Source organism: Streptomyces sp. NBC_00104 (assembly GCF_045160825.1).
Lineage (GTDB): Bacteria > Actinomycetota > Actinomycetes > Streptomycetales > Streptomycetaceae > Streptomyces.
This window is the reverse complement of the sequence record NZ_CP108215.1, coordinates 13,475-39,687: the sequence shown is the minus strand read 5'-3', so window position 1 is coordinate 39,687 and position 26,213 is coordinate 13,475. Positions and strand designations below refer to the sequence as shown.

14 protein-coding genes and 1 pseudogene are annotated in these 26,213 nt (G+C 69.0%); 10 read left to right on the top strand and 5 right to left on the bottom strand.

Features of this window, described 5'->3' with window-relative positions; all coding sequences use genetic code 11:
• Positions 1-55 precede the first annotated feature (55 nt).
• The 4 genes and pseudogenes from OG272_RS00135 to OG272_RS00120 all read left to right on the top strand — a co-directional run.
• Positions 56-6,379: pseudogene (locus OG272_RS00135) on the top strand (amino acid adenylation domain-containing protein); the annotation flags it as partial.
• A 125-nt stretch (positions 6,380-6,504) separates the two neighbouring features.
• A complete protein-coding gene (locus OG272_RS00130) occupies positions 6,505-9,633 on the top strand; it encodes a non-ribosomal peptide synthetase (protein ID WP_405892067.1) in 3,129 nt (1,042 codons plus the stop codon).
• Positions 9,634-9,760: 127 nt separating this feature from the next.
• Positions 9,761-10,498: a GPR1/FUN34/YaaH family transporter gene (locus OG272_RS00125; RefSeq protein WP_327726198.1), complete on the top strand. Its 738-nt coding sequence runs from the start codon at positions 9,761-9,763 to the stop codon at positions 10,496-10,498.
• A 165-nt stretch (positions 10,499-10,663) separates the two neighbouring features.
• Positions 10,664-12,322, top strand: a complete 1,659-nt coding sequence (locus OG272_RS00120; RefSeq protein WP_327726197.1) for an MFS transporter — start codon at positions 10,664-10,666, stop codon at positions 12,320-12,322.
• 134 nt (positions 12,323-12,456) lie between these two features.
• Here OG272_RS00120 and OG272_RS00115 read toward each other — a convergent pair whose 3' ends face one another.
• The 3 genes from OG272_RS00115 to OG272_RS00105 all read right to left on the bottom strand — a co-directional run bounded on the left by OG272_RS00115 (position 12,457) and on the right by OG272_RS00105 (position 18,361).
• On the bottom strand, positions 12,457-13,302 hold the full coding sequence (locus tag OG272_RS00115) for a methyltransferase domain-containing protein (protein WP_326585354.1): 846 nt from the start codon (positions 13,300-13,302) through the stop codon (positions 12,457-12,459).
• A gap of 572 nt (positions 13,303-13,874) precedes the next feature.
• Positions 13,875-15,494, bottom strand: coding sequence for a BBE domain-containing protein (locus OG272_RS00110; protein WP_326585355.1), 1,620 nt, complete (start codon positions 15,492-15,494; stop codon positions 13,875-13,877).
• A 338-nt stretch (positions 15,495-15,832) separates the two neighbouring features.
• On the bottom strand, positions 15,833-18,361 hold the full coding sequence (locus tag OG272_RS00105) for an excinuclease ABC subunit UvrA (protein WP_405892065.1): 2,529 nt from the start codon (positions 18,359-18,361) through the stop codon (positions 15,833-15,835).
• An 802-nt stretch (positions 18,362-19,163) separates the two neighbouring features.
• Between OG272_RS00105 and OG272_RS00100 the strand changes: the two genes are divergently transcribed.
• A complete protein-coding gene (locus tag OG272_RS00100; RefSeq protein WP_326585357.1) occupies positions 19,164-19,865 on the top strand; it encodes a phenylalanine--tRNA ligase beta subunit-related protein in 702 nt (233 codons plus the stop codon).
• Positions 19,866-20,395: 530 nt separating this feature from the next.
• Here the strand turns inward: OG272_RS00100 and OG272_RS00095 are convergent.
• A complete protein-coding gene (locus tag OG272_RS00095) occupies positions 20,396-21,331 on the bottom strand; it encodes an SDR family oxidoreductase (RefSeq protein ID WP_326585358.1) in 936 nt (311 codons plus the stop codon).
• 331 nt (positions 21,332-21,662) lie between these two features.
• On the opposite strand from OG272_RS00095, the gene OG272_RS00090 reads away from it, so the two are divergent.
• From OG272_RS00090 to OG272_RS00080, 3 genes are all read left to right on the top strand, one after another.
• Positions 21,663-21,929 (top strand): hypothetical protein, encoded by a 267-nt coding sequence (locus tag OG272_RS00090; protein ID WP_327726195.1) that lies wholly within the window; start codon positions 21,663-21,665, stop codon positions 21,927-21,929.
• A 539-nt stretch (positions 21,930-22,468) separates the two neighbouring features.
• Positions 22,469-23,422, top strand: coding sequence for an FHA domain-containing protein (locus OG272_RS00085; protein WP_327726194.1), 954 nt, complete (start codon positions 22,469-22,471; stop codon positions 23,420-23,422).
• A 14-nt stretch (positions 23,423-23,436) separates the two neighbouring features.
• Positions 23,437-23,829 carry a hypothetical protein gene (locus OG272_RS00080; RefSeq protein WP_326585361.1) on the top strand — a complete coding sequence of 131 codons (393 nt, stop codon included), beginning with the start codon at positions 23,437-23,439 and terminating at the stop codon, positions 23,827-23,829.
• Between the two features lie 225 nt (positions 23,830-24,054).
• Here OG272_RS00080 and OG272_RS00075 read toward each other — a convergent pair whose 3' ends face one another.
• Positions 24,055-24,282: a hypothetical protein gene (locus OG272_RS00075; RefSeq protein ID WP_327726193.1), complete on the bottom strand. Its 228-nt coding sequence runs from the start codon at positions 24,280-24,282 to the stop codon at positions 24,055-24,057.
• Between the two features lie 115 nt (positions 24,283-24,397).
• Between OG272_RS00075 and OG272_RS00070 the strand changes: the two genes are divergently transcribed.
• Positions 24,398-25,291, top strand: coding sequence for an SDR family NAD(P)-dependent oxidoreductase (locus OG272_RS00070; protein WP_327750275.1), 894 nt, complete (start codon positions 24,398-24,400; stop codon positions 25,289-25,291).
• A 67-nt stretch (positions 25,292-25,358) separates the two neighbouring features.
• Positions 25,359-25,937, top strand: a complete 579-nt coding sequence (locus OG272_RS00065) for a TetR/AcrR family transcriptional regulator (RefSeq protein WP_327726191.1) — start codon at positions 25,359-25,361, stop codon at positions 25,935-25,937.
• The last annotated feature ends 276 nt before the right edge of the window (positions 25,938-26,213 follow it).

Here is a 26,213-nt window from a genome sequence, read left to right as displayed (position 1 = left end):
CGGACCGCACCTCGACCAGCCACACCGCAGGACGACGAAAGGGAGGGCCACGACCGTGTCCGAGACCAACCAGTTCCCCGCCGAACTCGGCCGCTCCCTCGTCGACCGCTGGCGCACCCGCACCGCCGGCCCCGCCACACCCGACACCCCCGACGGTGCCGCCCGCGTCAACCCCATCCAGCTCGGCCTGCGGCTCTTCGAGGAGATCCACCCCGGCACGGCGGCCAACGTGCTGCGCTTCGACGCCGAGGTCGAGGGCCCCCTCGACACCGACCGCCTCGCCACCGCACTCGGCGAACTCTCCCGCCGCCACGCCGTCCTGCGCACCACCTTCCCCGACGGCGACCCGCACACCTGCGTCGTCGCCCCGGCCCCCGGACCCGACCCCGACCTCACGGTCGTCGACCTGACCTCCCACGACGCGGAAACCGGCCGGGACACCGCCCTCAGCCAGGCGGACACCCGCGCCGCCGCACCCATGAACCTCGCCACCGGCCCCCTGTGGCGCGTCGCCGTCTGGCACCTGTCCGACGGCACGTCACTGCTTCAGCTCCTCGCCCACCACATCGTCGCCGACGGCTGGTCCCTCGGCGTCTTCCTCACCGAACTCACCACCCTGTACGAGGGCCGCACCCCGGCACCGGCCACCCCGCTGCCCACCGTCGCGGCCACCCCGAGCGAGGCCGACCTGGCCGCCTGGCGCGAACGGCTCGACGGCGCCAAACCGCTGTCCCTGCCCACCGACAGGCTCCGACCCCGCACCCGCCGGTTCCGCTCCGCACACGTCGACCTGGCCGTCGACACCGAACTCCTGCGACGCGTCGAAGAACTCGCCGGCACAGCCCGCATGACCCCCTTCATGGTGCTGCTCTCAGCCCTCCACCTCACCCTCGCCCGCACCGCGGGCCACGCCGACATCACCATCGGCTCACCCATCGCCACCCGCGAACGCCACCGCGCCCCCGGCGCGGTCGGACCGCTGGCCACCATGCTCGCCCTGCGCACCGACACGACCGGCTCCCGCACCGTCCGGGACCTCCTCAACACCGTCCGCGACACCTGCCTGGACGCCTACAGCCGCGCGCACGTGCCCTTCGAGGCCCTGGCAGGCCAGGCCGGCCAGAGCGGCGAGTCACTCTTCGACGTGCTGTTCGTGCTCCAGCCACAGCTCACCGAGACCCGCCTGGGAGAACTCCCCGTACGCCCGCGGCTCATGGCCCCCTCCACCATCCGCAACGACATCGAGCTGTACCTCTGGCAGGGCGACGACGGCATCACCGGCTTTCTGGCCTACGACACCGACCTGTTCGCCGCCGAAACGGCCACCCACCTCGCCGAACGCTTCCGGACCGCCCTGACCGCGATCGTCACCGACCCCGACCGCGACCTCGCGGACGTGAGTGTGGTGTCGGGGGGTGAGTGGGGGCGTTGGCGGGAGTTGTCGGTGTCGCGGGTGCCGGCGTTGATTCCGTCGTCATCGTCATCGTCATCGTCATCGTCATCGTCGTCTTCGTCGTCGGTGGTGTCGGTGTGTGGGTTGGTGGAGGCGCAGGTTGATCGTGTGCCGGGTGCGGTGGCGGTGCGTGCGGTTGATGGTGTGTTGACGTTTGGTGAGTTGGAGGTGCGGGCGAATCGTTTGGCGTGGGGTTTGAGGGGGTTGGGGGTGGGGCCGGGTGATCTGGTGGGGGTGTGTTTGCCGCGTACCGCTGATCTGGTGGTGGCGTTGTTGGGTGTGTTGAAGTCGGGTGCTGGTTTTGTGCCGGTGGATCCGGGTTATCCGGCGGAGCGTGTCGCGTTCATGCTGGAGGATTCCGGTGTGTCGGTGGTGTTGCGTTCTCTGGACGACGTTCCGGGTTTTGCTGGGGGTGCTTTCTCTTCGTCTCGTCCGCCGGTTTTGGGTGGGGGTGATGATGTTGCGTATGTGATTTATACGTCGGGTTCGACGGGGCGTCCTAAGGGTGTGGTGATTGAGCATCGTCAGGTGGTGGCGATGTTGGGCTGGGCGGGTCGGGTGTTTTCGGCGGGGGAGTTGTCGGGGACGCTTGCGGGGACGTCGGTGTCTTTTGATCTGTCGGTGTTCGAGATTTTTGCGCCGTTGTCGGTGGGTGGTTCGGTGGTGTTGTCGCCGGGGAGTGTGCTGGATCTGTTGGTGAATCCTTCGTTTTATGAGGGGGTGACGTTGGTTAATACGGTGCCGTCGGTGGTGCGGGAGTTGTTGGCGGCGGATGCTTTTCCGTCGGGGGCGCGGACGGTGAATTTGGCGGGGGAGGCTTTGTCGCCGGGTTTGGTGCGGGATTTGTATGCGCATCCGGTGGTGGAGGTGGTGAACAATCTTTATGGGCCGAGTGAGGATACGACGTATTCGACGCATGCGGTGACGTGTGTGGGGGATGAGCGGACGCCGATCGGTGTGCCGGTGGACGGGACGTCTGCGTATGTTCTGGATGGGGGTCTGCGGCCGGTTCCTTTGGGTGCGGTGGGGGAGTTGTATTTGTCGGGTGCGGGGGTGACGCGGGGTTATCTGGGGCGTGCTGCTCTGACGGCGGAGCGTTTTCTGCCGGATCCTTTCGCCTCCGGTGGTGGGCGGATGTATCGCACGGGGGATCTGGTGCGGTGGCGTTCGGACGGTCAGCTGGATTATCTGGGGCGTGCGGATGGTCAGGTGAAGGTGCGCGGTCACCGGATCGAGCTGGGTGAGGTGGAGGAGGTCCTGCGCCGGCACGAGCGGGTCGGCGAGGTAGTGGTCGTGGCGGGTGAGGGCGCGGCCGGCACGACCCGCCTGATCGCCTACATCGTCGCGGCCGACACCGACACCGACGCCGATGCCGATGCCGAAAGCACGCTGGACGTGGCGGTGTTGGGTGCGCATGCGCGGCGGTGGTTGCCGGACTTCATGGTCCCGTCGGTGTTCATGACGCTGGATGAGTTCCCGCTGCTCCCGAACGGCAAGATCGACCGCTCCGCACTGCCCGCCCCTGACTCCGAGGCTGCCCGGGCGGTGTTCCGGGACCCGCAGACGGAAGCCGAAAAGCTCATCGCCGGGATCTGGCAGGAACTCCTCGACGTCCCCCGCGTCGGCGCGGACGACGACTTCTTCACCCTCGGCGGCCACTCCATCCTGGCGACCCGGGTCACCCACCGGCTCAGCGAAGAACTCGGCACCCACATACCCCTGCCCCTGCTCTTCGAGCACCCCACCCTCACCGACCTCGCCGCGCACCTCCCCCAAGCCGGCGAGCGCCACCTCCCCATACCGGTGGCGACCCGCACCCCCAACCGCGACGGCACGATCACCCTCCCCGCGTCCTCCGGGCAGAAGCGCCTGTGGCTGCTGTGCTCACTCGACCCACGGGCCCATCTCGCCTACCACCTCAACGGAGGCGCGAAGATCACCGGACCCCTCGACGCCCAGGCCCTGGCGGAGGCCATCCGCGACGTCGCCCGCCACCACGAAATCCTGCGCACGACACTGCGCGAGGAGAACGGCGACATCGTCCAGGTCGTCCACCCCACCTGGCGCTGGGACCCCACCACGACCCCCGACGAGGCCACGACCCCGGACGAGGCCGAACTCATCGAAGAATGGCGCCACTCCACGGCCGACCTCGCCGAAGGCCCCCTGTTCCGGGCACACGTGGTGCGGCAGGCCGACGACCAGCATCTCCTCCTGCTGAGCCTGCACCACACCATCGCCGACGGCTGGACGCTCACACTCCTGCTGGACGAGATCGCCCGCCGCTACGCCGAGCTGTCCACAGGCCAACCCCCCGCCGCCGAACCCGCCCTCCAGTACGGTGACTTCGCCCACTGGCAGAGCAGTACGCCCACCCCCGAGACCGGGCTCGCCCACTGGCGTGAACGACTCGCCGGAGCAGCCGAACTGGACCTGCCGACCGATCACCCCCGCCCCGCCCGCCCCACACACCGCGGCGCGGCCGTTCCCCTCGAGCTGCCCGCCGAGGCCATCGCCAAGGCCGCCCGGACAGCGGGAACAACCGAGTTCGCCGTGGTCGCGACCGCCGTCACCATCACCCTGAGCGCCCTCTCCGGCAGCCACGACATCACCATCGGTATCCCGACCAGCGGCCGTACCCACCCGGACACCGCGGGCATCCTCGGCTTCTTCACCAACACCCTCCCGCTGCGCCGCACACTCGACCCCCACGCCACCCTCGCCGAGGCCCTGCGCGGCACCCACCACGCCCTCATGGAGGCGCACCAGCACGCCGACATGCCCTTCGAGGAGATCGTGCGCCACGTCGCGCCGGCCTCGCAGGGCCCAGCACGCAGCCCGCTCTTCCAGGTCATGCTCGCCCTGAACGAAGCCCCCTCGCGCACCCTCGGCCTCCCCGGACTGCGTGTCACCCGGCTCGACATCCCCCCGGCGGAAACCCAGTTCGAGCTCTCGCTCCACCTGGAACAGACCGACACCGCCGTCACCGGCTACCTCACCTACAACACCGACCTCTACGCGGAGACCACCGCCCGCCTCTTCCCGGAACGCCTCGCCGTCGTCGTCTCCGCTTTGGCGGAGCGTTCGGGTGTGGTGCTGGGGGAGTTGAGCGTGGTGTCGGGGGGTGAGTGGGGGCGTTGGCGGGAGTTGTCGGTGTCGCGGGTGCCGGCGTTGATTCCGTCGTCATCGTCATCGTCATCGTCATCGTCATCGTCATCGTCGTCTTCGTCGTCGGTGGTGTCGGTGTGTGGGTTGGTGGAGGCGCAGGTTGATCGTGTGCCGGGTGCGGTGGCGGTGCGTGCGGTTGATGGTGTGTTGACGTTTGGTGAGTTGGAGGTGCGGGCGAATCGTTTGGCGTGGGGTTTGAGGGGGTTGGGGGTGGGGCCGGGTGATCTGGTGGGGGTGTGTTTGCCGCGTACCGCTGATCTGGTGGTGGCGTTGTTGGGTGTGTTGAAGTCGGGTGCTGGTTTTGTGCCGGTGGATCCGGGTTATCCGGCGGAGCGTGTCGCGTTCATGCTGGAGGATTCCGGTGTGTCGGTGGTGTTGCGTTCTCTGGACGACGTTCCGGGTTTTGCTGGGGGTGCTTTCTCTTCGTCTCGTCCGCCGGTTTTGGGTGGGGGTGATGATGTTGCGTATGTGATTTATACGTCGGGTTCGACGGGGCGTCCTAAGGGTGTGGTGATTGAGCATCGTCAGGTGGTGGCGATGTTGGGCTGGGCGGGTCGGGTGTTTTCGGCGGGGGAGTTGTCGGGGACGCTTGCGGGGACGTCGGTGTCTTTTGATCTGTCGGTGTTCGAGATTTTTGCGCCGTTGTCGGTGGGTGGTTCGGTGGTGTTGTCGCCGGGGAGTGTGCTGGATCTGTTGGTGAATCCTTCGTTTTATGAGGGGGTGACGTTGGTTAATACGGTGCCGTCGGTGGTGCGGGAGTTGTTGGCGGCGGATGCTTTTCCGTCGGGGGCGCGGACGGTGAATTTGGCGGGGGAGGCTTTGTCGCCGGGTTTGGTGCGGGATTTGTATGCGCATCCGGTGGTGGAGGTGGTGAACAATCTTTATGGGCCGAGTGAGGATACGACGTATTCGACGCATGCGGTGACGTGTGTGGGGGATGAGCGGACGCCGATCGGTGTGCCGGTGGACGGGACGTCTGCGTATGTTCTGGATGGGGGTCTGCGGCCGGTTCCTTTGGGTGCGGTGGGGGAGTTGTATTTGTCGGGTGCGGGGGTGACGCGGGGTTATCTGGGGCGTGCTGCTCTGACGGCGGAGCGTTTTCTGCCGGATCCTTTCGCCTCCGGTGGTGGGCGGATGTATCGCACGGGGGATCTGGTGCGGTGGCGTTCGGACGGTCAGCTGGATTATCTGGGGCGTGCGGATGGTCAGGTGAAGGTGCGCGGTCACCGGATCGAGCTGGGTGAGGTGGAGGAGGTCCTGCGCCGGCACGAGCGGGTCGGCGAGGTAGTGGTCGTGGCGGGTGAGGGCGCGGCCGGCACGACCCGCCTGATCGCCTACATCGTCGCGGCCGACACCGACACCGACGCCGATGCCGATGCCGAAAGCACGCTGGACGTGGCGGTGTTGGGTGCGCATGCGCGGCGGTGGTTGCCGGACTTCATGGTCCCGTCGGTGTTCATGACGCTGGATGAGTTCCCGCTGCTCCCGAACGGCAAGATCGACCGCTCCGCACTGCCCGCCCCTGACTCCGAGGCTGCCCGGGCGGTGTTCCGGGACCCGCAGACGGAAGCCGAAAAGCTCATCGCCGGGATCTGGCAGGAACTCCTCGACGTCCCCCGCGTCGGCGCGGACGACGACTTCTTCACCCTCGGCGGCCACTCCATCCTGGCGACCCGGGTCACCCACCGGCTCAGCGAAGAACTCGGCACCCACATACCCCTGCCCCTGCTCTTCGAGCACCCCACCCTCACCGACCTCGCCACCCATCTCCCCCAACCGGCGCGGGCCAGGACACCGACGCAGAAGCAGCCGCATACGGGGACAGGCAACCGGCACCGCACCTCCCCGTCGTCGACCGGGTCCCCGAACCCGACGGCACCCTGGTGTTCCGAGCGTCCCCCGGCCAGGAACGGCTGTGGGTGCTGTGCCGCCTGGACGAGCAGGCGAACCTCGCCTACCACATCAGGGGCGCCGTCCACATCGAGGGAACCCTTGACGCGGACGCATTCCACACCGCGCTGCGGCACCTCGCGCACCGCCACGAAGTCCTGCGCATGTCCCTGCGCGAAGTGGCGGACCACGTGTCCCAGGTCGTGGCACCCGACCCCGAAGTACCGCTGACCCGAATCACCACTCCCGACTGGGAATCGGTGATCGAGGCCGAGAACCAGCGGGCGTTCGACCTCACCACCGGACCGCTGTGGCACGTGACGCTCGTCCGCGTCGCGCCCGAGCACCACGTCCTGGTCATGAGCCTGCACCACGTGATCGCCGACGGCTGGTCCCTCGACCTCCTCCTGCGTGAGATCGCCGTGCACTACGGCTCCGTACTCCAGTCCCCGACCACCGAACCGGCTCCGCCCCCGCCCGCGGCCTTCCAGTACGCGGAGATCGCGCACTGGCAGCGGGAGACCGCACACACCGAACTCGACTTCTGGCGAACCTACTTGGCCGGCGCCTCGGCACCCGACCTGCCCACCGACCGGCCCCGCCCCCCGAAGCAGACCTACCACGGCGCCGCAGTACCCCTGGCCCTGCCGCACGAGGCGCTCACCACCGCGGCCCGGGCCGCGGGAACCACCGCGTTCACGGTCCTTGCCACAGCACTGTCCGTCGTCCTGGCCAAGCTCACCGGCCAGTACGACGTCACCATCGGCACCCCGGCCGCCGGCCGCGACAACCCGAGCACGGCAGACGTGGTCGGCTACGTCGTCGACACCCTGCCCCTACGACTGCGTATGAACCCGGGCCACACGCTGGCCGAGACCCTGCGCGAGGCGCGGGACGCCGTGAACGCGATCCGCGGCCACCAGCGGATTCCGCTGGAGGAACTGATCCGCGCACTGCGCCCCCAACGCGACCGGAGCCGCAGCCCGCTGTTCCAGGTACTCCTCGCGGTCAACGGCACCCCGCCCCAGTACCACTTCCCCGGCCTGCGGATGCACCCCGCACCGATGCCGATCGGCACCACCCCCTACGACCTCGTGGTCCAGGCCGAGGAACGCGACGGCCGCATCACCGGACACCTGGTCTTCAACACCGACCTGTTCGAGACGTCCACGGCCCAGCTGATCGTGGACCGCCTGACGGAGACCGTGTCCGCTTTGGCGGAGCGTTCGGGTGTGGTGCTGGGGGAGTTGAGCGTGGTGTCGGGGGGTGAGTGGGGGCGTTGGCGGGAGTTGTCGGTGTCGCGGGTGCCGGCGTCGTCATCGCCGGTGTCGGTGTGTGGGTTGGTGGAGGCGCAGGTTGATCGTGTGCCGGGTGCGGTGGCGGTGCGTGCGGTTGATGGTGTGTTGACGTTCGGTGAGTTGGAGGTGCGGGCGAATCGTTTGGCGTGGGGTTTGAGGGGGTTGGGGGTGGGGCCGGGTGATCTGGTGGGGGTGTGTTTGCCGCGTACCGCTGATCTGGTGGTGGCGTTGTTGGGTGTGTTGAAGTCGGGTGCTGGTTTTGTGCCGGTGGATCCGGGTTATCCGGCGGAGCGTGTCGCGTTCATGCTGGAGGATTCCGGTGTGTCGGTGGTGTTGCGTTCTCTGGACGACGTTCCGGGTTTTGCTGGGGGTGCTTTCTCTTCGTCTCGTCCGCCGGTTTTGGGTGGGGGTGATGATGTTGCGTATGTGATTTATACGTCGGGTTCGACGGGGCGTCCTAAGGGTGTGGTGATTGAGCATCGTCAGGTGGTGGCGATGTTGGGCTGGGCGGGTCGGGTGTTTTCGGCGGGGGAGTTGTCGGGGACGCTTGCGGGGACGTCGGTGTCTTTTGATCTGTCGGTGTTCGAGATTTTTGCGCCGTTGTCGGTGGGTGGTTCGGTGGTGTTGTCGCCGGGGAGTGTGCTGGATCTGTTGGTGAATCCTTCGTTTTATGAGGGGGTGACGTTGGTTAATACGGTGCCGTCGGTGGTGCGGGAGTTGTTGGCGGCGGATGCTTTTCCGTCGGGGGCGCGGACGGTGAATTTGGCGGGGGAGGCTTTGTCGCCGGGTTTGGTGCGGGATTTGTATGCGCATCCGGTGGTGGAGGTGGTGAACAATCTTTATGGGCCGAGTGAGGATACGACGTATTCGACGCATGCGGTGACGTGTGTGGGGGATGAGCGGACGCCGATCGGTGTGCCGGTGGACGGGACGTCTGCGTATGTTCTGGATGGGGGTCTGCGGCCGGTTCCTTTGGGTGCGGTGGGGGAGTTGTATTTGTCGGGTGCGGGGGTGACGCGGGGTTATCTGGGGCGTGCTGCTCTGACGGCGGAGCGTTTTCTGCCGGATCCTTTCGCCTCCGGTGGTGGGCGGATGTATCGCACGGGGGATCTGGTGCGGTGGCGTTCGGACGGTCAGCTGGATTATCTGGGGCGTGCGGATGGTCAGGTGAAGGTGCGCGGTCACCGGATCGAGCTGGGTGAGGTGGAGGAGGTCCTGCGCCGTCACGGGCGGGTCGGCGAGGTGGTGGTCGTGGCGGGTGAGGGCGCGGCCGGCACGACCCGCCTGATCGCCTATATCGTCGCGGCCGACACCGACACCGACGCCAAAACCGACGCCGATGCTGATGCCGATGCCGAAAGCACGCTGGACGTGGCGGTGTTGGGTGCGCATGCGCGGCGGTGGTTGCCGGACTTCATGGTCCCGTCGGTGTTCATGACGCTGGATGAGTTCCCGCTGCTCCCGAACGGCAAGATCGACCGCTCCGCACTGCCTGCCCCTGACTCCGAGGCTGCCCGGGCGGTGTTCCGGGACCCGCAGAGCGAGGCGGAGAAACTGATCGCCGGGATCTGGCAGGAACTCCTCGACGTCCCCCGCGTCGGCGCGGACGACGACTTCTTCACCCTCGGCGGCCACTCCATCCTGGCCAGCCGCGTAACCAGCAGGCTCGCCACGCGCACGGGCATGGACGTCCCGCTGAACCTGCTGTTCGAGTACCCCGTCCTCGCCGACCTCGCCACCCAGCTGCCCGATCCGGCGACATGGCCGGCCCAGGCCGCCATTCCCCGCGTACGCCGGGTCCTGGGACGTGCCGGATCGAGCTGAACGAACCCCACGGCCAACAGGACCACCACGGCCAACAGGACCACCACAGCCAACAGGACCACCACGGCCGCCACGGCCAACACAGCCATCAGCAGGACCACTGGAACACGCGAACCAGGAGAAAACGATGAGTCAGACAGAGCACATACTCCACACCTCCCCGGTCGGCGCGGGCGTCGGTGACGCCAAGGCGACCGTGCCCGCAACCTCCGCCGCACCCAAGCCGGATGCCTCCACCGGCCTCTACGCGCCGCAGCCCGCGATGCTGGGATTCGCCGGCTTCCTGCTCGGTTCCCTCTCGCTGGCGTTCTACCTGAAGGATGTCAGCATCCCGGCCAACTCCCTGGTCGCCCAGTTGCCGATCATGGTGTTCAGCAGCGCCATCCTGCTGCTGATGGCCGCCGGCTGGGCCATGCGCCTGGGAGACGGGGTGTTCGCCGCGGTGTACGGCCTGTTCGGCACGTTCTGGCTGAGCTTCTCGGTGCTCAGCATCGCGCTGAACAACAACTGGATGGGCGAATTCGAGAACATCGAACAGCGCAGGGCCACGGCCAACTTCGTCCTCGTCTGGGCCATTGTGATCATTCTGCTGACCCTGACGACCCTGCGCCTGCCCAAGGCGTTCACGTTCCTGTTCGTGGTGGTCTCCACGACGCTGCTCGTCCTCTTCGGGTCGATCGAGCAGGCCATCGACCAGATGATCAACAACCCGGCGAAGCCCGACGACCCGTGGCTCGTCTACGTGGGCATCGGCACCATGTTCCTCTTCATCGCCATCGGCATGTACATCTTCGCCAGCGCCGTGCACAGCGCCACCGGCGCCAAGCGCATACCGCTGGGCAAGCCGTTCATCAAGTCCCGGTAGTCCAGGCCTCGCAGGACCCCCTCGGCCGGGCACCGAACCGCGGCAGGTCACGCCGCCCCCGGTGCCCGGCCCTCCGGCCCCGCCCGCAGGCCGGGAATCGCCGGCCCTCGACGCCGGCCGGCCTGTCTGGGGGCACGTTCACTCTCACTGACTGGGCTCTCCTCGATGACTCCACAGGAAACGACCGTCTCTTCCCCCGCGCGCGCCGGAAAACGTGAATGGACGGCTCTCGGTGTTCTCGCTCTGCCGGCGATGCTCATCACCCTCGACAACACGGTGCTGCACCTGGCCGTGCCGCACCTGAACGCGAGCCTGAACCCCAGCGGTCTGCAACTGCTGTGGGCCGTCGACGTCTACAGCTTTCTGATCGCCAGCCTGCTGGTCGTCGCGGGTACGTTGGGCGACCGGATCGGGCGCCGCCGGCTGCTGCTGATCGGCGCGGTGGGCTTCGGTGCCGCCTCGCTGCTGACGGCGTTCTCCACCAGTGCCGAGATGCTGATCGTCAGCCGTGCGCTGCTCGGCATCGCCGGGGCGACCTTGACGCCTTCCTCGATGTCGCTGATCCGCAACATGTTCCACGACGCCCGGCAGCGTGCCGTGGCCTTCAGCGTCTGGATCGCCTGTTTCCTGGTGGGCGGCGCCATCGGCCCGCTCGTCGGTGGCGCGATGCTGGAACACTTCTGGTGGGGCTCGGTCTTCCTGCTGAGCGTGCCGGCCATGGTGCTCACGCTGATCCTCGGTCCCGTGCTGCTCCCCGAGTACCGCGACCCCGAGCCGGGCCCCCTGGACTGGGCGAGCGCGGGCCTGCTCGTGCTCTCCCTGCTCGCCACCGTCTACGGTCTCAAGAAGCTCGCCGGCGACGGCATGGCCGCGGTCCCCGTCCTGGCCCTCCTCGCCGGTCTCGCCCTGGGCGTGGCCTTCGTCGTGCGCCAGCGCAGGCTCACCCACCCGCTGATCGACATGGGGCTGTTCCGCGAGCGGACCTTCTCCGTATCCCTCGGTGCGATGGGGCTCGCCCTCTTCGTGATGTCGGGATCGCAGTTCTTCATGGCGCAGTACATCCAGATGGTGGTGGGACTGTCGCCGCTGGAGGCCGGGTTGGCGTCGCTGCCGGGCAGCGTCGGGGGTGTGACGGGGGCGTTGCTCGCCCCGGTGGCTCTGCGGTGGACGCGTGCGGCGCATGTGATGACCGTGGGCCTCGCGATCACCGCGGTCGGCTTCGTGGTCCTGGCCCAGGCAGGTGCCGACAGCGGGCCGGTCACGGTGATGGTCGCGCTGGGGCTGCTGAACTTCGGCGTCGGTCCCGCCATCGTGCTCGGCACCGACATGATGATCAATTCCGCGCCGCCGGAGAAGGCCGGAGCGGTCTCCGCCATCTCGGACACCTCTCACGAACTGGGCCTGGGCCTGGGCATCGCCGTACTCGGCAGCATCGGGAACGCGGCATACCGCGGTCAGGTCTCCGGCGAACTGCCCGCCGGGCTGCCCGAGGAGGCCGCTGCGGGGATCCAGGACACCATCGGCAACGCTGTCGACCAGGTCTCCCGTCTGCCGGAGGACCTCGGCACAGCCGCGCTGGATGTGGCACGGGAGGCGTTCACCCACGGGATGGTGCTGGTGAGCGTCATCTGCGGGGTCCTGACGGTGGTGACCGTGTTCATGACGCTGGGCCTGCGCAGGGTGCCCGCGGTCGTCGGGAGCGATGAGGCGGGCGAAGCCGACGAGGCCGGCAGGGCCGGCGCGTCCGAAGAGCCCGGCAAGGCAGGCAAGCCCGGCGAGGCGTCGGCGGAACTGCAGGAAGCCGGCGGCCGCACCACCGACTGACGCTGCGAACTGCGAACTGCGAACTGCGAACTGCGCTGCGAACTGCGAACTGCGAACTGCGAACTGCGCTGCGAACTGTGACTGCCCGACACCCGCAGCGGGATGTCGGGCAGCACCCGCACGGCAGGCCGAGGTCAGGAGCCGGATGCCGGGTCCAGCGTCGCGGCGATCACGAGGTATCCGTTGTCCGGGCTGGCCGCCGCGCGGCGCATGAGGTCGATGTACTGGTCGACCGGTTCCGGGCCGTCGAGCCGGGCCAGTTCGTCGCGCCGGGCCTCGACGACATCGGCCATGATCATCCCTGTCCGGACCACGTGGTCGCTGATGTCACGGATCTCGACGTCGACGAACCCATGGGCGGCCAGCAGCTCGGAGTACTCGGCGGCGGTGGCGAACGGGCTCACGTGGTAGGCGGCGCAGATGTCGTCGAGCACCTTGCGGCCTTCGGGACTCACCGGCGGGCGTTCGACGGTGTCGGCGATCACCAGCCGCCCGCCGGGGCGCAGCACCCTGGCCGTCTCGGCGAGCGCCCGGCCCCGGTCCGGCACGTGGAGCATCGACTCGATCGCCCACGCGTCGTCGAACGAGTCGTCACCGAACGGCAGCGCCATCACGTCGGCGTTGTGGAAGGCGGTCACGTCCGACCGGCCCGCCTCCACGGCGCGTTCGGTGGCCTGCTCCACCTCGACGTCGCTGATGGCGATGCCGGTGACGTGCGCGTCCCTGGCCGCGACGAGCTGCAGCGCGGGTTTGCCCACACCACAGCCGATGTCGAGGACCGCGGCGCCGGGGGCGGGGTCGAGCAGGGTGATCAGCAGGTCGGTCAGCCGGGCCGTGGCGACCTCGACGCTGCTGTCGTCGGCGTCGTCCTCCCAGTAGCCGTAGTGCAGGTTCTCGCCCCAGGCGGCGTTGAGAACCTGGCCGAGGCCTTCGTAGAAACCCGCGACATCGTCAACGCCGGATAACAGCTTGTCAGCCATTTCTGATCTCCCTGTCGTGTCTGCGACACCCTGCCCCTGGCCGCTCGACCGGCCGGACCACCGCAGAGGCCATGAGGACCACTGCGGAAAGAACGGGGCCGGCCGGCAGTATTTCCCGGGGTGCTCGATACATGGTGCTCTTACGCGTAAACAAACATCACGGCCGGCATCGGCTGTCAAGGCATTCCGTATCAGCCCCGGCCGAGCCGGTCCGGCCGAAAGCGACCGGCCAGCGGCATGAGAAAGGCCGGCCCCCGAGAGACGGGCACAGACCACCCCGGCCCGCTCCTGCCGTCCGGCCGCGGGTTTCCCGACGCCAGACGCATACGCAGCCATCCAGTCCCGCCACACCCCGAACGGTCCGGGATTCAGAATCGGGGGCTTCATGTGAAGCCCCCGATTCCACCTGGCGGAGAAAAGCTCCCGTGGCGGCACGCCCTTGACACCGGAACGGATACCGAAACGGAACCGAAACGGATACCGAATCGAGAGCGCCCACGCCGCCTCCGAAGACGGGGCACCCACCGGCCGGGACATGAACCGGCCGGTGAGCGCTCCGTACCGATGCCGGATCAGGCGGGGCGTATGGACAGTGCGTGACGGAACACGTCACGCGGATCGTAAGCCTTTTTCACCTGCTGCAGCCGCGCGTAATTCGCTCCGTAATACAGCGTGTGCCACGGTGTGTCGGAGGTATTCCACGCCGGGTCGGCGAGATCGACGTCCGGATAGTTGATGTACGCCCCGGCGTTGATGTCGTTGGGCACCGGAACACCCCCGGTCGTGCTGTAGACGTCCCGGTAGAGCTTGCGCACCCACGCCACGTGCGCGGCGTCCTCGCTCTGCGTTCTCCATACACCGGGGGTGAAATAGACGCGCAGGACCGAGTCCCGATGCACATAGGCGGTCGCGTCCGGGCGTATGGTGTTGATCTTCCCGCCGAGAGCGGCCAGGTTCACCTGGGCGCCCGGATTGCTGATGGAGTCGTCGTTGAGATAGCGGTAGATCGTCGCTATCTGCTCATCGGTGTAACTCTTCCGCAGATCCGAGGTCTTGTCCTTCTGGCGCCCGGGGGGACCCCAGTACCAGTTGTCCCGGTCGAGCCACGGCAGCTCGTGCCTCGTGTCCGACGCGACCTTGACACCGGCGCCCGAGGTGACGTCCGCGAACAGCCTGTCGAGCAGCGCCTCCCCGCCCTCGACCGTGTCCTCGACACCGGCCATCAGGCCGATCGTGCCGGCCGACCGGTGCGACCCGGAGAACGTGGCCCAGATCTGGGTCTCCTTCGCCCCGGGAGCACTGTTGCGCTCGAACCACTGGCAGTAGTTGCGGATGAGCGTGGTGAACGACTGCTGCGACAGGGACTCCCACGACCACTGCACCGTCCGGACCCGCTGATTCCCGGCCCGGGGAAGGAGTGTGCCGGGATCGGTGGAGACCACCCCCGGCGTACGCAGCCAATACCGCGTCACGACACCGAAGTTGCCGCCGCCACCGCCCGTGTGCGCCCACCACAGGCCCCGGTTGGGGTCGTTGGCCTCTCGCGTTGCCACGACGGTACGGGGTGTTCCGTCGGCACCCACCACGACCACCTCGACGGCATAGAGGTGATCGACGGCGATCCCGTGCATGCGGGAGTAGAAGTTGTAGCCGCCGCCCAGGATGTGCCCGCCCAGACCCACCTCCGAGCAGCCCGCGGAGGGAATCATCACGCCCCAGCCCTTGAAGAGCGTGTTCTGCGTCGGAGCCACGATCGCGCCCGGCCCCACGGAGAACGCCTTCCGTGACTCGTCGAAGTAGACGTCCGACATCTGGGAGAGATCGATGATCTCTTTGACCTCGGAGGACGCCGTGAAGTTCTCCAGGCAGTGGCCCCCGGAGCGCACGGCGACCCGTCGACCGGCCGCGACGGCCCGGCCGAGCGCCTCGGCGACCTGGCCGGGGGAAGTCGCGATGGTTATCTGGTCGGGCCGGCCCGTGAAACGGGTGTTGTGCCCGCGCAGGAAACTGTCGTACCGGGTGTCCCCGGGCTGCACGGTGACGGAGCCGAACGCCGGTGTGCACGCTCCGCCGGCCGCCCCCGCCGCGGCCGCGGCCGCGGGCCGGGCACCGGCCAGGACGTCCGCCGACACCAGACCGGCCCCGGCGACTGCGGCACCGGTGAGAAATCCCCGGCGCTTCAATTCGGACATGGATGAGACTCCTTGCTGTTGACGATCATTGGCAGGCGCCGCGACAGGTCGTCGTGGGGAGCGGCGCCGCGGCGGGTCGGCCCGCCTTCTGTTTCACGGGCAGTCGGACGGCCGGCACTCCGGCCCCCTCTTCACATCACGGCGGACCCGGGACGCACCGAACCCCGGGGGCGCGGCGCCCACGGGCCACGATCCCTGCCGCCGGCCCGGATGCTGTACCCGGCGGCAGAACCCCAGCGCCCCGCCCACGGGCCACCACGATCCCTGCCGCCGGCCCGGACGCCGTACCCGGCGGCAGAACCCCAGCACCCCCTGCACCCCTTGAACGGGGCCCGTCCTCACACCCGGGACCGGCCGGCCGCCGCCCGCACCTCCAGCAGCGGCAGGCCGGCGGCGTGCCGGCGCAGGAACGTGGCGGTCGGGGTGTCGGCGTCGGCGACGGTGTCCACAGTGCCCTGCGCGACCACGGCACCTCCGTCGGGGCCGGCTCCCGGCCCCAGGTCGATCACCCAGTCCGCGGACGCGGCGACGGGGATGTCGTGCTCGGCCACGACGACGGTGTTGCCCGAGTCCAGCAGCACATCGAGTGCGTCCACCATGCGCTGGATATCGGAAGGATGCAGGCCCGAGACGGGCTCGTCGAGCACGACCAGACCGGCGCCGCGGCCTGCCGCGCCACGCTGGATCGCCGATGCCAGCTTCAGCCGCTGCGCCTCTCCGCCCGACAGTTCGGTGGCACTCTGCCCGAGCTGGAGATAACCGAGCCCGACCCGGTTCAGGGCCTCCAACGTTTCCGCGAGCTGCCGCGGCGCGGGAAACCGCTCCACGGCCTCGGCGATGGTCAGCTCCAGAACCTGATCGATGGTCAGCCCCTGGTAGGCGATCTGCAGAGCCTCCGGCTTGTAACGCCGGCCTTCGCACGCGTCGCACACCACCCACACGTCCGGCAGGAAGTGCATGTCGACCAGCTTGCGGCCGTAACCGGTGCAGGTCTCGCAGCGGCCCCCGCCCGCGGTGTTGAAACTGAACCAGGAGGCACTGACCCCGCGCCCGCGGGCCGCATCGGTCTCGGCGAACAGCCTGCGGACGATGTCGAACGCCTTGCTGTAGGTGGCCGGATTGGACCGCGGGGTCCGGCCGAGCGGCTCCTGGTCGACGACCGCGACCCAGCTCAGCCCGCCCAGACCGGTCACCTTGCGCACCGTGTCGGTCGCCGTCCCGTTCAAGGCGGCCTCCACACCCGCCCCGAGCGCGCCGAGCAGACTGCTCTTGCCACTGCCGCTCACCCCGGTCAGACAGGTGAGCCGGCCGACAGGAAAACGCACCCGCTCCGCGGTCACATTGTGCGCACGCAGGCCGTGCAGCTCCACCCAGCCCGTGCCGTCCCCGACCGGCCGGCGCCCGCGCCGCAGCCGCGGCCCGTCACCGGCCAGATACCGCCCGGTCAGCGACGTGGGATGGGCGGCCGCGTCGGCCGGCGGACCCGACACCAGGACCTCACCGCCGAGGCGGCCCGCCCCCGGCCCCATGTCGATCACCCAGTCCGCCCGGGCGATCAGCTCGGGATCGTGCTCGACCAGAAGCACCGTATTGCCCGCCTCGCGCAACTCCAGGGCGATGTCGAGCAGATGCGCCTTGTCCGCCGGATGCAGCCCCGTCCCGGGTTCGTCCAGGACGAAGATGATGCCGCTCAGTTCGGTGCTGAGCTGCGCCGCGAGCCGGGTGCGCTGCAACTCGCCCCCGGACAGCGTGGCCGCGCTCCGGGACAGCTGCAGATGGGCCAGACCGAGCCGCTCGAGCACCCCGAGCCTGCGCACCAGATCCTGCAGCAGCGGCTCACCCACCTCACGCTGCCCGGCACCCAGGTCGTCCGCCACATGCTCCGCCCAGCTACGCACCTCCCGCACCTCGACCCCGAGCAGGCCGGGATACGTCATCCCGCCGAGCCGCACGGACCGGGCCACCTCGTCGTACCCGCTGCCACCGCACGTGGCACACGGCTGCTTACGCATGTACGGCAGATAGCGCTCCTTGGCACTGGGCGTCTGGGCGTTCACGAACACCCGCTCCACCTCGGCGAGCGCGCCCCGCAGCGGCTGGGTCGAGCGGTAGGTCATCGACGCCGTCTCGTTCTTGTTCGGCATGTCGATGGTCGCCTCGATCTTCTCGTCCCCCGTGCCGTACAGCACGCAGTGACGAAACTCCTCCGGCAGCGACTGCCACGGCCGGCCGAGGTCCACGCCCCGCTTCTCGGCAAGCGCCGGTACGAACGCGTGCTCCCCCGACCGCCACTTCGCGAACCAGGGCGAGGCCCCCTCGAAGAGCGGAAGCTCCGGCCGGGTGATGATCAGCTCCTCCTGCGCCTGCCAGCGCCCGCCCACCCCGTGACAGTCGGGACAGCTCCCCTCCGGCGAGTGCCGGTCGAAGTGCGCGGTCGTCAGAAGACCGCCCCCGCTCACCGCCACCGGGTCCGCGCCCAACGCGGGAAGCCGCGAATACAGCAGCCCCAGATGCCCGTCGATACCGGTGATCGTCGCGACCGTGGAACGGGGGTTGCGGTTCAGACGGCGCTGGTCGACCGCGAGCGTCGGGCCGAGCCCCAGAATACGGTCGACCTTCGGCCGGTTGCGCTGGGTGATGTACTGCCGGACGAACGGCGAAAGACCCTCCAGGTACCGCAGTTGGGCCTCGTTGTGCAGGGTGTCGACGGCCAGCGAGGTCTTGCCGCTGCCGCTCACCCCGGTGAAGGCGACGAGCTGCCCCTTGGGGATGCTCAGCGACACGTCCCGCAGATTGTTGGTACGAGCCCCCACGACGTCGATGGTCTCGCGGCCCATGCTCGCGACGTCCCGCACGAATTCAGTCAAGTCCCGCCACCCTCTCAGACGTTGCAGGGCATGAGCGGGGAGGTCACCCCCACGCACCCCGAACGGATCGATCACGCTACTACGGGCGATTCGCAGCCCGGTTGCCGTCGGGTCGAGGACGGCTCGAGACCCTCTCGAACCCGACTTGAGTCCCACTTGAACACGCCGGATGACCAGCCCCGTCCGGCGTGCGACGACGAGCCCCCTTCCGGGGCGAAAGCGGGGCCGCGGGCACCGCATCCACGAGCGGTTTCGCCGCGGGCCCCAGGTGACGGCACCCCAGCCGACGACACCGACCACGCGATCCGTCACAAAGAACCCGGCGCCGGCCGCCGCGCGCGGCGAGAGCCAAGGCCCGCAGCACCGGCGCCGCGGACCGTCCCCCCCGTTACCTTCTTCATGACCCCGCCCCCGGGCCCCCGGCCCTGAAGGAGCGACGTGATCGAAACCAGCGAAACCAGCGCCACCGGCGGCAGCACCATCCGCACAGCCCTGACAGCCCTGACCGTGCCCATCGCGCTGCGCCTCCACCGAGCACCGACAGCGGTACCCGCCGCCCCGCCCGGGACAACACCAACCACCACCGACAACGGCCGCCTCCCGTACCAGGGGCCAGGCAGGAGAACAGAGCGGGCCCGGACCCACAGGTCCCCCGCCCGGCTCGCACACCCGACCCGACATCGAATGAAATGAACTATCCAGTCCTCTATGCTGTACCTCGCTCGGCCGTCCTGAGCGCCTTCACGACGCCCCCGGACCGCCGCCACCACTCACAGACCCCCACCACACTCCGAGGCAGGCCATGTCCCTCTCGCTCACCGTGTCCGACGAGGTGCGCACCCTCGCGCCCGGCTTCACGCACGTCGCCGTCGAGGCACACGACCTCACCAACGGACCCAGCACCGATGCCAGCTCCGTCCTCCTAGACGACGCCGCCCGCCGCCTCGCTGTACGCCTGGACGGACGCGCCCCGCACGAGGACCCGCACATCGCCGCCTGGCGCGAGGTCTACACGGCGTTCGGCTCCAAGCCGTCCCGCACCCGCAACTCGGCGGAGGCGCTGGCGAAACGAGCCCTGTCGCCGGCGGGACTGCCCCGCATCAACCTGCTCGTCGACCTGTACAACGCCATCAGCGTCGCCCACCTCATCCCCGTCGGCGGCGAGGACATCGACCACGTCCAGGGCGGCATGCGCCTGGTACGCGCCACCGGCGACGAGGACTTCCTGACCGTCACCGGCGGCGAGGAGGTCATCGAACACCCCGACGCCGGCGAAGTGATCTGGCGGGACGAGACCGGCGTGACCTGCCGCCGCTGGAACTGGCGCCAGGGCCCGCGCACGAGGCTCACCGAGAAGACCACCTCGGGCATCTTCCTGCTGGAGAGCCTGGCGCCGATGCCCGTCACCGACGTCGAGACGGCCGCAGCCGAACTCGCCGAACTGCTCGCCAAGTTCAGCCCCGGCGCACACATCACCGTGCACGCCCCCCACCCCGACCGATGAGCGAGCCCGCCCGACTCCGCCCGGAGCGCGACCAGGCGGCGCTGACCCCGTCCCCGACCGCCCTGAAGCAAGAAGGCAATGCCCGGCCGGCTCGACGGCTTCCGCACCCCCGGCCACCAGCCTGCGCGTGATGAACCACTGAGCCACCCACCACCTGGCCGCACCCACCTCGCGGCCAGGTGAGACGACCAACCCGCCCCGGGCGGACCGGACATCCCCGGCCGGCGAAAGGGCACAAGGCCGGGCCCGGCGTGCTCGTCACAAGCAGCGACAGCAACGGCGCCGCACGCACAGCCCACGAAGACCGCCGAGGCCACGAACCCACCGGTCATCCCACCGGTCATCCCACCGGCCTGCCGAGACCGTGACGAACGTGACCGAACGAGGGAACCGCCCACGGACAGCGCGGAGCTGACAGCACCGAAGACCGCGCCCGCCCCCACAGGCACAAGGGCTCACCCGGCCACGACCGCGCAGGCACCGCCGGCGGGCCGCAGCATGGTCACCGCGGCCCGCCGACGGTCCGCCCCTCACCGATACCCGGTCGCATCCGCGGGCTTACCGGCGTCGTCGACCTCGACCAGGTAGCGCCAGCAGTCCGGACGCGAACCATCGAGGTCGGTGAAGCCGTACTCCTGGGCGAGCTGCCCGCTCGACAGCGACTGACCGTTCCAACGAGCGACATCAACATCACCGGCCAACGCCGCGACCGCACGCCCGACATACGCCGGACTCTCCGAGATGCAGAAGTGCGGCACCGTGGCCAACGCGTCCCGCCAGTTGTCCTCAGCAACACCGAACGCGTCGAGCATCATCTCCGAACGCAGCCAGCCCGGACTCAGCGCCACCGCCGTTCCACCATGCGGCTTCAGCTCGTGAGCGAGCACGAACGCCATACGCAGCACACTGTTCTTGACCAAGTCATAGAAGTACGAGTTGCGATAGTTCACCCCGTTGTACGCGGACGTGCCATCGGTCATCTCCACCACGAGACCACCCGGTTGCCGCACCAGCAGAGGCAGCAGGAAGTGGCTGGTGATCGCATGGGTCTCCACCCCCAGCCGCAGCAGCCGCAGCCCGTTGTCGAGGTCGTGCTCCCACACCGGCTTCTCGAACTCGAACAGCCGCTCACCACCCCAGACATTGTTGACCAGCACATCAAGCCGCCCCTGCTCGGCGCCAATGCGCTCGGCCAACGCACGGACCTGCTCCGGCACCAGGTGGTCGGTCGCCACCGCGATACCGGTTCCGCCCGCGGCACTGACGAGTTCCGCGGTCTCCTCGAACGTCTCGGCCCGGTCATACTCCGAACGCCGTTCCGCAGTCGTACGGCCGGTGACATAGACCGTCGCACCCGCCGCCCCGAGCTGGACGGCGATGCCCCGCCCGGCGCCCCGCGTGCCCCCCGCAACCAGCGCGATCTTTCCGCGGAGGTCCGGTGTCGATGTGTCGGGCGTCAATCCCATGAAAGTCCTTTTCTCTCTGTACGGCCGGCCCACGTCCGCCATCGACGCCAACCGGTGACACCATCCTCACCCCCATACCCGACACCTTGTGTCGCCTTTCCGCACCCATCTCACCGACACCACCGAAAGCGGCCGACCCGATGCCACACGCGACCTCACCCCTCCCGCACCAGGCCTTCCACACCAGGCGCCCCCTCACCCGTCGACCGCACCGGACCGGCCTGAACCCAGCGCATACCGATGGCGGACAACTGCTCCATCCGCTCCGGCGAAAGCGCCCCCGCCCGGCTGCGCTGGTTACCGATCTGACAAATCCACGAAGGACCACTGCATGGATGCCGAATCTGGCGATCTCGAGGTCATCGCTTCAGCTGTCCTCGGCCGGTCCGGACGCACGGGCTACAGTGCCGCGTTCGAGAAGGCGGTCACTCATCCCGTCGGTGATCTGCTGATCCTCGACCGTGTCCATCTCGACAAGGCATGGAGGGGCTTCGGACCAGGACTGATCCTGGCGGCCGAGGCGATCCGGCGGCTGTTGCGCGGTGGGGCGTACCCGGCCATGGGCGAATACCTCGAGGACCGCGAGCAGCTCACCTAGGCGTACCGGCGCCAGGCGAAGAAGAAGATCGCCGCGCTGTGGGAGAGCATCGGCTTCCAGCGATGGGGCGGGGACCCGGCCGGGGCGGCCCCAGCCGACGTGCCGGAGGCCAAGCGGCCCGGTATCCGCCTCACGCTGCTTGTGGCGCTGGTGCTGTACCGGATCACCGACGCCGACGTGGCTGCCTGGCGAGCGGGCCGAGGCGAGCGGACAGGCAGCACAGTCGGTGACCTGACCCGCGGCCTAGCCTTCGGCGCGATCACGGCGGTGCTGCGGCGTCCTGGATCAAGGCGCCGTGGATCGCTGAGAGGCGGGCGGCCCGGACGGGCACGGGCCGGAGTCGCGGAGACCAGCCCGTCGGGATCGGAGGGCTGCGGGCCGAGGGGACGGCGGCCGAACGCACTGCCGAGTTCCGGCCGTCCGGATGCTGTGGCAGGACGGGGCCGATCGGCCTTTACTGGAAGGTGAGGATCACCGGAACAGGCGACCGAATCGTTTCGCCCGACGCCGGATGCTTCGCCAAGGCAGGAGGTCGTGCCATGGACCCTCCTCCGCGAGAGCGCGACCTACCGCACCTCGTGGTCGACCGCCCGGACCGGCTGCGCGGCCGGGTCTTCGTCCTCGACGACCAGCCGATGCTGGTCGGGCGGGACTCCGACTGCCAGATCCAGGTGGGCGATCCGGGCGTCAGCCGACGGCACGCGGTGGTGTGGCGGGCCTCGGGCCGGACCACCGTCGAGGATCTCGCCTCCACCAACGGCACCATGCTGAACGGTCACCCGGTGCTCGGGCAGCAGGTGCTGCACTCGGGTGACGTGCTGGATTTTGGTCCCTTAGAGGTGCATTACGAAGAGCTGCGCTCCGCCGACCGGACCGTTCAGGCCCCGAAGCCCGGAGCCGGCGGCACCCCGGGCGGTACCTCGGACACCATGCCGGGCTGGGGCCCCGCCCCCGAGCCCGGGCCCACGCCTCACGGCGCTCCCGCCGCAGGGCCGCCGCCCTCCGGCCCGCCGGGCCGCCAGGCACCGCGCGAGGCCGGCCGTACGCCGCCCGGCGGCGAGCGGCGGTTCGACATCGGGGAGCAGCAGGCCGACCGGCTGAGCAATGTCGCCGGGGACCAGTACAACTACGTTCAGCAGGCGCAGCGCGAGAGCTTTTTCAGGGAGATCGCCGCGACCCGTACCAGGGCGCGACACCTGATCATGCTCGGCTTCCTGCTCTTTCTGGTCGGGGGCGGGATCTACGGCTGGGTGATCATTCGATTCGTTTCCGGGACCAACGACGATATTTCGTCGGGGAGTTCGACCTTCGACTCTTCCCCGGAGCTGCTCGGACCGAAGGTGGCCGGGGTGCCGGTAGGGGCGGTCGGGTTCGCGATGGCGGCTATCGGGACGGTTCTGACGGTCATCGGGATCGTTCTGCACATCGTGACGACGTCCCGGCGCCGCCGCTTCGAGGATGCCGAGCGGCAGGCGTCCTGGCGGCAGCGGTGAGGAGATGGGGAGCCATGGCCTTCAACATTGGCAACCAGCAGGGCGGCGTGGTCAACAACGTCGCCGGGAACCAGACCGTTCACGGTGGCCAGTCGGCCGTCTTCACGGCGGGCGGGCAGGAGGTGCGCGGCCTGGTCCGGGAACTGAGGGCGTCGATCGAGCGGACGGCGCTGCCGCCGGCAATCGAGCCCGAGGTGCGGGCCGAGCTGGACTCGCTGGACGAGGAGGTCGCCCGGCCGGAGCCGGACCGGGAGGCAGTGGCGGGCCGGCTCGGCCGGATCACCCGGCTGCTGTCCTCGGCGGGTGCGCTGGTCACGGCCGGCACCGGGCTGATCGGGCCGCTCGGAGCGCTCGCGGGCTGGCTTGGCGCACTCGGCCAGCCGATCTTGCGGGCGATCGCAGGCTGATGGGAGGAGGCTGACGGAGAGGGCCCTGACCCCGGAGTTGGACACGGGCCACGCGGGTCCGACAAGGCCCGGCCTCAGCCGCTCACCACAGGGATCACCATCTGCCACCACCGAAAACGGAATAAAAACCTCGGTAACCACTACTGGGGTGCGAGATTCGGTGTCGTCAGCCCGTCCTCGCAGGGTCCCCGGCGCCTGTGCCGCTCGAAAAGTCGTGGCTGCACGTCACGCGGTATATCCGTCGTACTCGTTGATGAGGCCACCGGTGATCCGGGTGTGCAGGACTTTGCGGGTGTCGAGGTCGTGCACGGTGGCGGGCTTTTCGCGGGCGTCGGGTGGTAGCTGGTCGCGGGCCTGGTGGGGCCGGTGCCCGTTGTGGTGGAGCTGGTAGGCCGCCAGGTCGATGGGCGGGCACCCAGGTCGTCCGGCGTGCTCGGATCGGAGCGGCTTCATGCCGTCCTGCAGCCCTGTTTCGCGGCCCGGAAACATAAGTGGATAGCTTATCCGATTGCGTGTTACGGTCCCCGGTAAACGGATGAGCTATCCGCATAACCGGGTGGAGGGGCACATGACGAAGAAGACAGCCGTGGTCACGGCGGGGACAGCCGGTATCGGACTGGAGACAGCCCTGGGGCTGGCCGACGCCGGGTTCTTCGTCACCGTGGTCGGACGCAACGCCGACAGGGGTGCTCAGGCGGTCGACCGAATCAACGCGATGAACCCGTCCCATCCCGCGCGGTTCCTGCCCGCCGACCTCGGCTCGCTCGACCAGGTGCGCGCGCTCGCTGACCAGATCGCCGCCGAACATGCCACTTCTGGCGACCCCCTGACCGCGCTGGTCAACAACGTCGGCGCGATGTTCTCGCAGCCACAGACCCTGGACGGGATCGAAGCGTCGTTCCTCGTCAACCACCTCTCGCCGTACCTGCTGACGGAACTGCTACTGCCCACGCTGACGGCCGACACCCCCAGCAGGATCGTGAACGTGACATCGAGTGCAGTCGGGCTTGCGAAGCGGTCCTTCGACACCGTTGAGCCGCCCGGCGGCTACTACGGCTTCCATTGGTATGGCCGCGCCAAGCTCGCCAACCTCGCCTACACGCTCGACCTTGCCACCCGGCTCCAAGGCACGGCCGTCTCTGTCTTCGCCGCCGACCCCGGAGGCGCCGCAACCGACATGACCAACGGCACCATGACCGATCCGAAGATCGTCTCACCAGCCCTGCGGCTGCTCTGGCCGCTGGTACGCCGCAAGTTCGAACGCTCTACTTCGGGTCCGGCGTCCCTGGCTGCCCGGCCCTCGATCGTCGCCGCCACCGACGCCACCCTTACGGGCCGGACCGGCATCGTCATCGGAGCCCAGACCCACCCGGTGAAACCTCTGCGCGCAGCCACAGACCCCCGCGTCGCCCAGGACGTGCGCCGGCTCAGCGAACGGCACGCGCCCCTCACGACAACCTGACCCGCCGAGCGGCACGGGTACCGGCGGCGACATCATCCGGATGGGTCATCCGATTAGCATGTCCCCCATGACGACGCCCCTTCGCAAGGACGCGGCCCGCAACTGGGACCGGATCGTCGCTGTCGCCCGTGCCCTCGTCGACCAGGGCACACCCCTGCAACTGAACGACGTCGCCGGCCGCGCCGGACTCGGAGTCGGCACTGTCTACCGCCACTTCGCCACCCCCGAGGCGCTGCTGGAGACCGTCGCCACTCCCTGCCTGGAAGCCCTGGCCGCCCACGGCCGGCAGGCGCTGGCCGACACCGATCCCCGGCGCGCGCTCGAAGCCTTCTTGTTCCGCACCGTCGAAGCGCAGGTCACGGACGCGTCCCTGGCCCCGGTCGCCGCCGCAGCCACCGACACCTTGCCGCGCACCACGGAACTCAAAGAGACGCTTCAGTCGGTCGGCACCGCACTCCTCGACCGGGCGCGCGACGCCGGGGCGGTTCGACGTGACCTGGCCGCCACCGACCTCGTCCCGCTCATGTGCGGCATCGCCTACTCCGTCAACGTCCATGGCGGCACACCTGCCGACCGGCTCGACACCGCACACCGCTACTTGGCCGCACTCCTCGAAGGACTGCGGGCCACGCCACAGCACCCGTGAGAGCACCGCCCGCACACCAACCGGGGGTGCTTCGGGTGCCCTCCGCCGGTGTGGGCAGTCCGATCGCCAGCAGGAGACGGCTGCCCGCCCCAACGACGACTGCATGGCGCACAGGTCCGCGACCGCCGTCCCCATGGGGAACCGTGACCACGAAGGCGGGGAATCTCGTGACGCGGAACCGGCCGAAAGCGGAGAATTTCGTGACCGTTGACAGGCGGCGAGCTCGGCCAGGCGGGCTTCGGTCTCGGCGAGGGCGGTGGTGAGCCGATCGATCTG